At 63.0% G+C, this 12,346-nt stretch carries 8 protein-coding genes; 4 read left to right on the top strand and 4 right to left on the bottom strand.

Annotated elements, in window-relative coordinates:
- Window positions 1–21: 21 nt before the first annotated feature.
- The gene (typA, locus tag FRZ40_RS01895) at window positions 22–1,848 is read right to left on the bottom strand and encodes a translational GTPase TypA (protein WP_147233116.1); all 1,827 of its coding nucleotides are present in this window, start codon (window positions 1,846–1,848) and stop codon (window positions 22–24) included.
- Window positions 1,849–2,162: 314 nt separating this feature from the next.
- Here typA and FRZ40_RS01890 point away from each other — a divergent pair, with 314 nt between their 5' ends.
- The 4 genes from FRZ40_RS01890 to FRZ40_RS01875 all read left to right on the top strand — a co-directional run bounded on the left by FRZ40_RS01890 (window position 2,163) and on the right by FRZ40_RS01875 (window position 7,136).
- Window positions 2,163–2,678, top strand: a complete 516-nt coding sequence (locus FRZ40_RS01890; protein WP_028367018.1) for a MarR family winged helix-turn-helix transcriptional regulator — start codon at window positions 2,163–2,165, stop codon at window positions 2,676–2,678.
- Between the two features lie 56 nt (window positions 2,679–2,734).
- A complete protein-coding gene (locus tag FRZ40_RS01885) occupies window positions 2,735–4,243 on the top strand; it encodes an efflux transporter outer membrane subunit (RefSeq protein WP_028367019.1) in 1,509 nt (502 codons plus the stop codon).
- Between the two features lie 69 nt (window positions 4,244–4,312).
- On the top strand, window positions 4,313–5,533 hold the full coding sequence (locus tag FRZ40_RS01880; protein ID WP_028367020.1) for an EmrA/EmrK family multidrug efflux transporter periplasmic adaptor subunit: 1,221 nt from the start codon (window positions 4,313–4,315) through the stop codon (window positions 5,531–5,533).
- Between the two features lie 37 nt (window positions 5,534–5,570).
- Window positions 5,571–7,136 (top strand): DHA2 family efflux MFS transporter permease subunit, encoded by a 1,566-nt coding sequence (locus tag FRZ40_RS01875; RefSeq protein WP_147233115.1) that lies wholly within the window; start codon window positions 5,571–5,573, stop codon window positions 7,134–7,136.
- Window positions 7,137–7,888: 752 nt separating this feature from the next.
- On the opposite strand, the gene truB is transcribed toward FRZ40_RS01875, so the two are convergent.
- From truB to infB, 3 genes are all read right to left on the bottom strand, one after another.
- Window positions 7,889–8,818, bottom strand: coding sequence for a tRNA pseudouridine(55) synthase TruB (gene truB, locus FRZ40_RS01870; RefSeq protein ID WP_147233114.1), 930 nt, complete (start codon window positions 8,816–8,818; stop codon window positions 7,889–7,891).
- Window positions 8,819–8,842: 24 nt separating this feature from the next.
- Window positions 8,843–9,208: a 30S ribosome-binding factor RbfA gene (rbfA, locus tag FRZ40_RS01865; RefSeq protein ID WP_028367023.1), complete on the bottom strand. Its 366-nt coding sequence runs from the start codon at window positions 9,206–9,208 to the stop codon at window positions 8,843–8,845.
- 165 nt (window positions 9,209–9,373) lie between these two features.
- Window positions 9,374–12,271, bottom strand: a complete 2,898-nt coding sequence (gene infB / locus FRZ40_RS01860; protein WP_147233113.1) for a translation initiation factor IF-2 — start codon at window positions 12,269–12,271, stop codon at window positions 9,374–9,376.
- Window positions 12,272–12,346: the final 75 nt, after the last annotated feature.

The raw sequence follows: 12,346 nt of genomic DNA, 5'->3' as shown, positions 1-12,346 counted from the left end.
CGTTGGCGAGCCTTCGCGCGATCAGTCGATCGCGGCTTCGCGGCTCGCGCGACGGCGCTCGTGCTCTTTCAGGTAACGCTTGCGCAGGCGGATGCTTTGCGGCGTCACCTCGACGAGTTCGTCGTCGTCGATGAATTCGACCGCGTATTCCAGCGACATCTGGACGGGCGGAACGAGACGCACGGCTTCGTCGGTACCCGACGCGCGCACGTTCGTCAGCTGCTTGCCCTTGATCGGGTTCACGACGAGGTCGTTGTCGCGGCTGTGAATGCCGATGATCATGCCTTCGTACAGCGCGTCGCCCGGCTTCACGAACATGCGGCCGCGGTCCTGCAGCTTCCACAGCGCGTAGGCGACAGCAGCGCCGTCGTCCTGCGAGATCAGCACGCCGTTGCGGCGCTCGCCGAGCGAGCCTTCCTTGAGCGGCAGGTATTCGTCGAACACATGGCTCATCAGGCCCGTGCCGCGCGTGAGCGTCATGAATTCGCCCTGGAAGCCGATCAGGCCACGAGCCGGAATGCGGTACTCGAGACGCGTGCGGCCGCGGCCGTCCGACGCCATGTCGAGCATTTCGCCCTTGCGGCGGCCCAGCTCTTCCATCACGCCGCCCTGATGCGAGTCTTCGACGTCGACCGTCAGCAGCTCATACGGTTCGTGCTTCACGCCGTCGACTTCATGCAGCACCACACGCGGACGCGACACCGCGAGTTCATAGCCTTCGCGGCGCATGTTCTCGACGAGAATGGTCAGGTGCAGTTCGCCGCGGCCCGACACTTCGAACACCGTTTCGTCGCCCGTGTCCTTCACGCGCAGCGCGACGTTGTGGTTCAGTTCCTTCATCAGACGGTCGCGGATCTGGCGGCTCGTCACGAACTTGCCTTCCTTGCCCGCGAGCGGCGACGAGTTGACGAGGAAGTTCATCGTCAGCGTCGGCTCGTCGACGGTGATCATGGGCAGCGCCTCGGGCGCTTCCGGTGCGCAGATCGTCGCGCCAATGCCGACTTCTTCGATACCGTTGATCAGCACGATGTCGCCGGCTTCAGCCTCGGCGACCTGCACGCGCTCGAGACCTTCGAACGACAGCACCTGGTTGATCTTGCGGCTCAGGATTTCGCCTTCCGGGCCGAAGCGCAGGACGACCTGCTGGCCCGGCTTGATGCGGCCACGCCTGATGCGGCCCACGCCAATGCGGCCGACATACGTCGAGTAGTCGAGCGACGTGATCTGCAGTTGCAGCGGACCGTCCGGATCTGCCGGGCGCACGGGCACGTGCTCCAGAATGGCTTCGAACAGCGGACGCATGTCGCCTTCGCGCACGCTCGGATCGAGGCCGGCATAGCCGTTCAGGCCCGACGCGTAGACGATCGGGAAGTCGAGCTGGTCTTCTGTGGCGCCGAGCTTGTCGAACAGGTCGAACGTCTGGTTGATCACCCAGTCGATACGCGCGCCCGGACGGTCGATCTTGTTGATCACGACGATCGGCTTGAGACCCAGCGCGAGCGCCTTCTTGGTCACGAAGCGGGTTTGCGGCATCGGGCCTTCGACGGCGTCGACGAGCAGCAGCACGGAGTCGACCATCGACAGCACGCGCTCCACTTCGCCGCCGAAGTCGGCGTGGCCCGGGGTGTCGACGATGTTGATGTGCGTGCCTTCGTATTGGACGGCGCAATTCTTGGCGAGAATCGTGATGCCGCGCTCTTTTTCGATGTCGTTCGAATCCATCACGCGTTCAGCGACCTGCTGGTTTTCGCGGAAGGTGCCGGACTGGCGGAGCAGCTGGTCGACGAGCGTGGTTTTGCCGTGGTCGACGTGAGCGATGATGGCGATATTGCGGAGAGCGCGGGACATAGGAACCTGGAAACGCTGGGATACGAGTGGAGTGCGCCACCTGCCCAGCCACCTTCGCCAAGCCCAAAGCGCACTTTTGGGAACCATTAATTATAGCACGTGCTGGTGACGAGTTTCTGGTATTCCCTGATTGCCGGCCCTGCCGTCTCGATAAAGCGACAGACGCGCCCCCTCTTCCGCACTGCGGCGTCCACATGCACCGCATTCCCCGACCGGGCGAAAAAGATCCTTGCCTAAGCTGTAATAACACTTGCCGCGTCAATTAAGCGACTCTACAATGCTGCATAGTCAACCATTGCAGTCGCACGAGAATCATGACCGAACCGTCCCATACGCCATCGCCCGAAGTCAGCGAATATCAGCTGGGCGAGAGCGTCGGCTATCTGATTTCACGCGTGAAGTCGACGATGTCCAACCTCGTGACACAACGCACGATGGCGGAACTCGGCATCACGAGCCAGCAGGCCAGCGTGCTGTTCATGGTCGCCAGCGGCAAATGCCTGCTCGCGGCCGAACTCGCGCGCGAATACGGCATCGACGCCAGCGCGGTCACGCGCCTGATCGATCGCCTCGAGAAGCGCGGGCTGCTCACGCGCGTGCGCAGCGAAGAAGACCGGCGCGTCGTCCGGCTCGCGCTGACGGCCGAAGGTCACGCGATTGCCGCGCGCATGCCGGCCGTCTTCACCAGCGTGACCGAGAAATTGTTGTCGGGCTTCTCTCCTGAGGAAACGGGATTCCTCAAGAGTCTTCTGAGACGTGTTTTGGCGAACAGCTGCGAAGCGGTTAGCGAAACGCGTGACTCGGCAAGCAATACCGATAACAAATCGTAAGAAATTAGTTGCATCGTCCATCAAAGAACATGTCTTTACACGCAAAGAGTCGAGCGATGAAATTCCTTTCCAGGCCCGCGCCCGTCGTATCGCGCCGGGCGGCCGTCGCTGCCGCCGTGACAGCGTTCGCCCTTGCCGGTTGCGCGAATTACTTCGATCTCAAGGACGACAAGCAGATTGCATCGACCTCGCAGTTCGAGGCTTCGCAGAGTCTGCCGGCCCAGGGCGGTCAATGGCCGGCGCTCGACTGGTCGAACCAGTTCGGCGATCCGCAACTTCCGAAGCTGATCGAGGAAGCGCTCGAAGGCAATCCATCGATCGCGCAGGCGCAGGCGCGCATCGCGAAGGCGTCGTCCTATATCGAAACGTCGAAGTCGGCGCTGTATCCGAAGGTCGAAGGCAGCTATTCGTGGACCCGCGAGCTGTACTCCGCCAATGCTCTGTTCCCGCCGCCCTACGGCGGCACGTGGTACAGCGAGAACAACGTGCTCGCCAGCGCGTCCTGGGATCTCGACCTGTGGGGTAAGAATCGTCAGAAACTCGGCCAGGCCGTGTCGCAGGAAAAAGCGGCCGAGGCAGACATGCAGCAGGCCCGCGTGACGCTCGCGGCATCCGTCGCACGCACCTACAACTCGCTGGCGCAGCTGTACGCGCTGCGCGATATCGCCGAGAGCGAGATCAAGAACCGTCAGACCATTGGCACGATCACGAACGACCGCGTCCGCGCCGGCCTCGACACGAACGTCGAGCGTCAGACGGCGAACGGCAACATCGCGACGAGCCAGTCGAACCTGACCGAACTCGACGGCCAGATCACGACCACGCGCTACGAACTCGGCGCGCTGCTCGGCAAGGGTCCGGACCGCGGCCTGCAGATCGCCAACCCGGTGTTCAATCCCGGCGGTGCGGTGTCGCTGCCCGACAACGTGCCCGCCGATCTCGTCTCACGCCGCCCGGACATCGTCGCCGCGCGCTGGCAGGTCGAAGCTGCGATGCACGACATCAAGGAAGCGAAAGCCGAATTTTTCCCCGACGTGAACCTCGCGGCTGGGTTCGGCTTCGACGCGTTCGGCTGGGGACGTTTCCTCACCTCGTCGAGCCGGCAGATCCAGTTCGGCCCGGCCATCCATCTGCCGATTTTCGACGCCGGCGCACTGCGCTCGCAGCTGAAGGGCCGCTTCGCCGACTTCGATCTGGACGTCGCGAACTACAACCAGACGCTGATCAATGCACTCTCCGACGTCGCCACGCAGATTTCGGCGATCCGCTCGATCGACAGCCAGGCGGGCGATGCACAGCGCGCGCTCGACGCATCGACGAAAGCATATGAACTCGCCGTGATCCGCTACAAGGCGGGACTGTCGCCGCAGTTGCAGGTGCTCACGGCCGACCAGAACCGCCTCGCCGCCGAACAAACCGTGACGAACCTGAAGATGCGCCGCCGCGATCTGCAGATCGCGCTGATCAAGGCGCTCGGCGGCGGTTTCGACGCAACGCAGACGGGCCTCGTCGTGCCGACGGACGCGCCGGCTTCATCGGCAGCGGCCACTCACGCGGCGAACTGAGCGCAGCAGACCACACGCATATTGCGATCCGAATAAACGATACAGACCGACAGAATCCGGAGCATATTCATGAGCACGCCCCAACAACCCGCGAACGCGCAGCCGGCCAGCAACGGCAAACGCAAGCGCATGATGACGCTGCTCGTCATCGTGATCCTGATTGCCGCGATCGCGTACGGCCTCTACTACTTCCTCGTCGCGCGCTTCCATGAGGACACCGACGATGCTTACGTGAACGGCAACGTGGTGCAGATCACGCCGCAAGTGACGGGCACCGTGGTCGCCGTGAACGCGGACGATACGCAGACCGTCAAGACGGGCGACCCGCTCGTCCTGCTCGATCCCGCCGATTCGCGCATCGCGCTGCAGTCGGCGGAGGCGAATCTCGGCCAGGTCGTGCGCCAGGTGCGCGGCCTCTACGCAGACGACAGTCAGTACCAGGCGCAGGTCGCCGTGCGTCAGGCGGATCTGTCGCGCGCGCAGGACGACCTGAAGCGCCGCATGCAGGTCGCGCAGACGGGTGCCGTGTCGCAGGAAGAAATCTCGCACGCCCGCGATGCCGTCAAGAGCGCGCAAGCCGCGCTCGACGCCTCGCAGCAGCAGCTCGCCTCCAACCGTGCGCTGACGGCGAACACGACGATCGCCAGCCATCCGAACGTGCAGGCCGCGGCCGCCAAGGTCCGTGACGCGTATCTGAACAACGCGCGCAACACGCTGCCCGCGCCCGTGACGGGCTATGTCGCGAAGCGTTCCGTGCAGGTTGGCCAGCGCGTCGCGCCGGGCAATCCGCTGATGGCGATCGTGCCGCTGAATGGCGTGTGGGTCGACGCGAACTTCAAGGAAGTGCAACTCAAGCACATGCGCATCGGCCAGCCCGTCGAACTGACGGCGGACGTGTACGGTTCGTCCGTCAAGTATCGCGGCAAGGTGGTTGGCTTCTCGGCGGGCACGGGCTCGGCGTTTTCGCTGCTGCCCGCGCAGAACGCGACGGGTAACTGGATCAAGGTCGTGCAGCGTCTGCCTGTGCGTATCGCGCTCGATCCGCAGGAACTCGAGAAGCATCCGCTGCGCATCGGCCTGTCGATGCAGGTCGACGTGACCATCAAGGACGACACGGGCGCCGAGCTCGGCAGCGCCGTGAACACGGTGTACCAGACCAATGTCTTCGACAAGTACGGCGATCAGGCCGACGCGGAAATCGCCCGCATCATCACCGAGAATGCCGGCCCGAACGCTGGTCAGCCGCAGAAGGCGGCCACCGGCTCGAAGGCCGCAGCGAAGCTGATGTAAGCGGTATCCGTCTGCATAACGAAGGTTCGAACAATAGATGGCTCAGTCTCAGGCGCAGGTCCCTCATCCGCCACTCGAGGGCGCGCAACTGGTGATCGGCACCATTGCGGTGTCGCTCGCCGTTTTCATGAACGTGCTCGACACGTCGATCGCGAACGTGTCGATTCCGTCGATCTCCGGCGACCTCGGCGTATCGTCCGATCAGGGCACGTGGGTGATCACGTCCTTCGCGGTCGCCAACGCGATCTCCGTGCCGCTCACGGGCTGGCTCACCGACCGCATCGGTCAGGTGCGGCTGTTCATGGCGTCGATCGTGCTGTTCGTGATCTCGTCGTGGATGTGCGGGCTCTCGCCGAATCTGCCCTTCCTGCTAGCGTCGCGCGTGTTGCAGGGCGCGGTGGCTGGCCCGATGATTCCGCTGTCGCAAACGCTGCTGCTCGCAAGTTACCCGCGTGCGAAGGCGCCCATGGCGCTGTCGATGTGGGCGATGACGACGCTGATTGCACCTGTCGCTGGTCCGATTCTGGGCGGCTGGATTTCGGACAACATCTCATGGCCGTGGATCTTCTACGTGAACATCCCGGTCGGGGTCGTCGCGGCGCTCGCAACGTGGACAATCTTCCGCAATCGCGATTCCGTCATCAAGAAAGCGCCGATCGATATCGTTGGCCTTGTGCTGCTGATCACGTGGGTCGGCTCGCTGCAGGTGATGCTCGACAAGGGCAAGGATCTCGACTGGTTCTCGTCGACGACGATCGTCGTGCTTGGCTTGACGGCCGTGATCGCGCTCGCGTTTTTCATCGTGTGGGAGCTGACGGACAAGCATCCCGTCGTCGACCTGTCGCTGTTCAAGCTGCGCAATTTTACGGGCGGCACGGTCTCGCTCGCGGTCGGCTATGGCTTGTACTTCGGCAATCTGGTGCTGCTGCCGCTGTGGCTGCAAACGGATATCGGCTACACGGCAACGGATGCGGGTCTGGTGCTGGCGCCCGTTGGCGTGTTCGCGATCATCCTGTCGCCGGTGACGGGCAAGATTTTGCCGCGCACTGATCCGCGTTATATCTCGACGGCGTCGTTCCTTATCTTCGCGCTGGTGTTCTGGATGCGCTCGCGTTACACGACGGGCGTCGACACCTACTCGCTGATGCTGCCGACGCTGATTCAGGGCATCGGCATGGCCGGCTTTTTTATTCCGCTCGTGTCGATTACGTTGTCTGGCTTGCCGGGAAATCGTATTCCGGCTGCATCCGGGCTTTCGAATTTTGTGCGGATCATGTGCGGCGGTATCGGCACGTCGATCTTCGAGACGGCGTGGGATCATCGTTCGATCCTGCATCATACTCAGTTGACCGAGCATGCGAATGCTTTCAATCCCGTGTTCGATCAGTCGATCACGCAGATGGGCGGTGTCGGGCTTAATCAGTCGCAGGCGTATGGGCTGTTCAATTCGATGGCGACGCAGCAGGCCGCGCAGCTTGGCGTGAACGATCTGTTCTACGTGTCCGCGGGGATTTTTGTCGCGTTGATCGCGTTGATATGGGTTACGCGGCCTGAGCGGGCCGGGAGTGGAGATGCGGCTGCTGCCGCTTCTGCTGCACATTAGCATGTGCGGGTGCTTTTTTTACTGCTGCCTGGCATCCGCGTTTTCGTATCGGTGCTTCAGGCGTTGCCCCTGTGCTGCTCGGCATCCGCGTTTTCGTATCGGTGCTTCTAGCGTTGGCCCTGTGCGGGGCGGCACCTACTTTTCTTTGCAGCGGCAAAGAAAAGTAGGCAAAAGAAAGCCGCTCACACCGCTAATGCTTGTTGTTGCCTGCGGGCCCCCTTCGGGTCCCGCACTCCACACGGCAACGCGCTATTTCATGTGCGTTGCCAACGCCTTTAACAGGCGCATCACCCTCTCCAATCTCCCGTAGCGCAGCCCGCGGCAGCGATCCGTCCGCGCCGCCCAGGTGGCAAACGGTGTGTAGGCCAACGCGACGCAAGTGCACCACTCCGGACTGAAAATCGGGATCGGTGTCGTAGGAGCGCCAACGTGACCGGTGCGACAACCTACACACCGTTTGCCACCTGGGCGGCGGTGAGCGTTTGGTAGCGCAGTCCGTGACGCGGGAGTGTGAAGTGGTGGATGCAAATCCAGGAGCGCTGGCAACGAGCATTGAGTAGCTCGATGCCGCGTGGAGTGCGGGACCCGTCGGGGGCCCGCAGGCAAGAAATAGCATTGGCGGTGTGAGCCCGCTTTCTTTGCTTACTTTCTTTGCGGCGGCAAAGAAAGTAAGTGCCGCCCCGCACAGGGGCAACGCTAGCGAACCGATAACAAAACGCGGATGCCAGCGCAAAAACTCGCTGCCGAGGCGACTAACTCACGATCAGCCGCTCGGGCGCCAGCACACCTTCAGCCGCCCTTGCCACACCAAGCAGCTTCCCTTCACTACCATAAACCCGCGCACGTGCCGCAGCCTGCAAGGCATCCTGATCAACAGAAAGATCAGCCAACCTCAACCGCTGCCCATGCAAAAACCGCCGCGTCGCCTCCTCATCGAGCTGAACCGAAGGAAACGTGGACAGCAACGCGTCGACGGGTTGCAGCCAGCCATCGCGCTCGCTCGGCTGAGCGTCAGACAATGCATCGAGCGTCACCGAATTCGCCAGCGTCAGCGCCCCGACAGCCGTGCGCCGCAACATCACCAGATGTGCCCCGCATCCGAGCGCTTCGCCGATATCTTCTGCCAGCGTGCGTACATACGTGCCCTTGCTGCACGTGACACGAAACGTCACATCGGGCAACGCGCAAGCAAGCAACTCAAGCGCGTGAATCGTCACCCGCCGCCCTTCGCGCTCGACCGTCTGCCCGGCGCGCGCGTACTCGTAGAGCGGTTTGCCGTCGCGCTTGAGCGCCGAATACATCGGCGGCACCTGAACGATGTCGCCGCGAAACTGCACGAGCGCCTGCTCGACGGCGCGCTCATCGCACGCCACATCGCGCGTGTCAATGGCCTCGCCTTCAGCGTCGCCCGTCGTCGTGCGAACACCGAGCCGCATCGTCGCTTCGTACGTCTTGTCTGCTTCGAGCAGATCCTGCGAAAACTTCGTTGCTTCGCCGAAACAAAGCGGCAATAGACCGGACGCGAGGGGATCGAGCGTGCCCGTGTGCCCCGCCTTCTTCGCCAGATACAAACGCTTCGCGCGAATCAGCGCGTCGTTGCTCGACAGACCGACAGGCTTATCGAGCAGCAACACGCCATCCAGCGCACGGCGCGGCACCTTGGGACGTTGGTTCTGAGTCATGTGTGCGCGTGCCTCGACCTGCTGTCAGTCGTCTTTCGCGCGCGAAGCGTTCGCCTCGTCGATCAGACGCGACATCTCGACCGCGCGCTCGATCGTCTTGTCATAGTGGAAATGCAGCGTCGGCACCGTGTGGATGTGCAGCCGCTTGAACAGCAGATTGTGCAGATGGCCCGCTGCGTGATTGAGAGCGTCCTGCGTCTGATGAGGATCGCCCGTCAGCGTCGTGAAGTAGACCTTCGCGTGCGCATAGTCAGGCGTCAACTCGACGCTCTGAAACGTGACGATACCGATCCGCGGGTCTTTGACCTCGCGAATCAGTTCAGACAGATCGCGTTGAATCTGATCGGCGATCTGCACATTACGATTGGGAGAAGTACGTTTCTTAGGCATGGTGAATCCGTGATCCGTGCTGCCGGATAGCAAAGTGTTCGCGCATTCGGCGGCAGCGAGCCACGGACAAATCCAACGCAAACACGACACAACATTCGATACAAATACAAAGGGGCGGGAATGGGCCTCGCGCCCGCCCCGCCCCTCATCTGCACGACGCCGGAATTACAGCGTACGCGCGACTTCCGTGACTTCGAAGACTTCGAACTGGTCGCCTTCCTGGATGTCGTTGAAGTTCTTCACCGACATACCGCACTCGAAGCCCTGACGCACTTCCTTGACATCGTCCTTGAAGCGCTTGAGCGAATCGAGCTCGCCCGTGTGGATGACGACGTTGTTGCGCAGCACGCGCACCGACGACGAACGCTTGACCACACCGTCCGTGACCATACAACCGGCCACCGAACCCACCTTCGGCACCTTGAAGACCTGACGCACTTCGACCATACCCGTGACGACTTCGCGCTTCTCCGGTGCCAGCATGCCCGACATCGCCGCCTTCACTTCATCCACTGCGTCATAGATGATGTTGTAGTAACGGATGTCGATCCCGTTGGTCTCCGCCAGCTTGCGAGCCTGTGCATCCGCACGCGTGTTGAAGCCGATGATGACGGCCTTCGATGCCGTAGCCAGATTGACGTCCGACTCGCTGATGCCGCCGACCGCGCTGTGCACGATCTGCACGCGCACTTCGTCGTTCGACAGCTTGAGCAGCGACTGCACCAGCGCTTCCTGCGAACCTTGCACGTCGGCCTTGACGATGAGCGGCAGGTACTGCACTTCGCCTTCGCCCATCTGCTCGAGCATGGTTTCGAGCTTCGCAGCCTGCTGCTTCGCCAGCTTCACGTCGCGGAACTTGCCTTGACGGAACAGTGCGACTTCACGTGCCTTGCGGTCGTCCGGCATGACGATGACTTCTTCGCCCGCCGCCGGCACTTCCGACAGACCCTGGATTTCAACCGGGATCGACGGACCTGCCGCCTTTGTGGGCTTGCCCGTTTCGTCGAGCATCGCTCGCACGCGGCCGTAGGCGCTGCCTGCCAGCACGACGTCGCCGCGATTGAGCGTACCCGACTGGACCAGGATCGTTGCAACGGGACCCTTACCCTTGTCGAGCTTCGCTTCGATCACGAGGCCCTTGGCCGGCGCTTCGACAGGTGCCTTCAGTTCCAGCACTTCCGCCTGCAGCAGCACGTTTTCGAGCAGATCGTCGATACCCGCGCCCGTCTTCGCCGACACCGCCACGAACGGCGAATCGCCGCCGTACTCTTCCGGCACGACGCCTTCCGCGACCAGTTCCTGCTTCACGCGGTCCGGGTTCGCTTCCGGCTTGTCGATCTTGTTGATCGCGACGACGAGAGGCACCCCGCCCGCCTTCGCGTGCGAGATCGCTTCCTTCGTCTGCGGCATCACGCCGTCATCCGCAGCGACGACCAGAATCACGATGTCGGTAGCCTTCGCACCGCGTGCACGCATTGCCGTGAACGCTTCGTGACCCGGCGTATCGAGGAACGTGATGACGCCGCGCGGCGTTTCGACGTGATACGCGCCGATGTGCTGCGTAATGCCGCCCGCTTCGCCCGCCGCAACTTTCGCGCGACGGATGTAGTCCAGCAGCGAGGTCTTGCCGTGGTCGACGTGACCCATGACCGTGACGACAGGCGGACGCGGCAGTTGCGGCGCGTCGGAGACTTCACCTTCGACGAGCATCGCTTCCGGATCGTCCAGCTTGGCCGCGACGGCATGGTGGCCCAGTTCTTCGACGACGATCATCGCCGTTTCCTGGTCCAGCATCTGGTTGATCGTGACCATCTGGCCGAGCTTCATCATCACCTTGATGACTTCCGAAGCCTTCACCGACATCTTGTGCGCCAGGTCGGCAACCGTGATGGTTTCCGGCACGTGCACTTCACGGACGATCGGCTCGGTCGGCGCCTGGAAGGTCGTCGATTCCTGATGCTTGCCACGACCCTTCGGACCGCCGCGCCAGCCACGGTCGACGCCGCCGCTGGTGTCGCCGCGCGTCTTGATGCCGCGGCGCTTCGCTGCGTCGTCCTGCCAGCCGCCCTTGCCGCCAGCCTTCTTCTTGTCGCCGCCGGGACCGGCCGGCTGCGCAGCCGCTGCCGGTTGCGCCGCTGCTGCGGGCGCCGGCTTCTTCGCGGCCGGACGTGACGACGTTTCGCCAGCCGGACGCGCCGGCTTGTGCAGCGTGCCCTTCGCTTCGGCGGGCTTCGGCGCCTCGGCCGGCTTCGGCGGCGGCTCCGGCGCCTTGACCTGCGCCTTGCGCGGCGTGTTCATCATTTCGCGGATCGCGCGTGCCTCGGCTTCCGCCTTCGCACGGCGCTTCGCGATTTCTTCCTGTTCGAGACGCGCCTTTTCGGCCTGCTCACGCGCAGCATCTTCGGCCTTCTTCGCCGCTTCACGCTGCGCAGCGCGTTCCGCCGCCGCACGCTCTTCGTCCTGCGATGCACGTTCCTGCTCGGCCTGCTCGCGAGCGGCCGCTGCCGCCTCGGCCACGGCTGCCGCACGCTTCTTCGCCGCTTCCTCTTCGGCGCGGCGACGCTCGGCTTCAGCAGCCTGTTCGCGCGCCTGGCGATCGGCTTCCTCGCGGGCGAGCTGGTCCTGACGCGCCTTCAGCTCCTGAGCCTGCTTTTCGAGCAGCTCGGCTTCATGACGTGCTTCTTCCTCGCGACGCTGCAGTTCGAGATCTTCCGCTGCTTCCTGACCATTGCCCGTTGCTTCCGCGGTCTGCTCGACAGCCTCGTCGCGGCGGACGAACGTACGCTTCTTGCGCACCTCGACCTGAATGGTACGAGCTTTACCCGTCGCGTCGGACTGCTTGATCTCCGACGTATGCCGCTTGGTCAGCGTGATCTTGCGCTTGTCAGCATCGTTCGAGCCATGCGACCTGCGCAAGTGGTCGAGCAGACGCGCCTTGTCCGTCTCGGACAAAGCATCGTCTTCACTCGCTTTCTGGACGCCCGCCGCCTGCAGCTGCTCGAGCAGCACGCCTGCAGGCATTTTCAGTTCCGCGGCAAATTGGGCTACGTTGTTACTCGCCATTCATTCCTCTTAATGCAAGGACCGATTCCTTGCGGTTAGCATCGGGTCATGCAGCCTTACGGCCGCGATCAGGTC

Source organism: Paraburkholderia azotifigens, assembly GCF_007995085.1.
GTDB classification, from domain to species: domain Bacteria; phylum Pseudomonadota; class Gammaproteobacteria; order Burkholderiales; family Burkholderiaceae; genus Paraburkholderia; species Paraburkholderia azotifigens.
The sequence above is the reverse complement of the archived record's forward strand: the minus strand, read 5'-3'. Positions and strand labels throughout refer to the sequence as shown.

Excerpts from the sequence above, each read along its gene's own strand:
- truB (WP_147233114.1), bottom strand. The coding sequence starts at position 8,818 with ATGACTCAGAACCAACGTCCCAAGGTGCCGCGCCGTGCGCTGGATGGC.
- FRZ40_RS01890 (WP_028367018.1), top strand. The coding sequence starts at position 2,163 with ATGACCGAACCGTCCCATACGCCATCGCCCGAAGTCAGCGAATATCAG.
- FRZ40_RS01880 (WP_028367020.1), top strand. The coding sequence starts at position 4,313 with ATGAGCACGCCCCAACAACCCGCGAACGCGCAGCCGGCCAGCAACGGC.
- FRZ40_RS01875 (WP_147233115.1), top strand. The coding sequence starts at position 5,571 with ATGGCTCAGTCTCAGGCGCAGGTCCCTCATCCGCCACTCGAGGGCGCG.
- typA (WP_147233116.1), bottom strand. The coding sequence starts at position 1,848 with ATGTCCCGCGCTCTCCGCAATATCGCCATCATCGCTCACGTCGACCAC.
- infB (WP_147233113.1), bottom strand. The coding sequence starts at position 12,271 with ATGGCGAGTAACAACGTAGCCCAATTTGCCGCGGAACTGAAAATGCCT.
- rbfA (WP_028367023.1), bottom strand. The coding sequence starts at position 9,208 with ATGCCTAAGAAACGTACTTCTCCCAATCGTAATGTGCAGATCGCCGAT.
- FRZ40_RS01885 (WP_028367019.1), top strand. The coding sequence starts at position 2,735 with ATGAAATTCCTTTCCAGGCCCGCGCCCGTCGTATCGCGCCGGGCGGCC.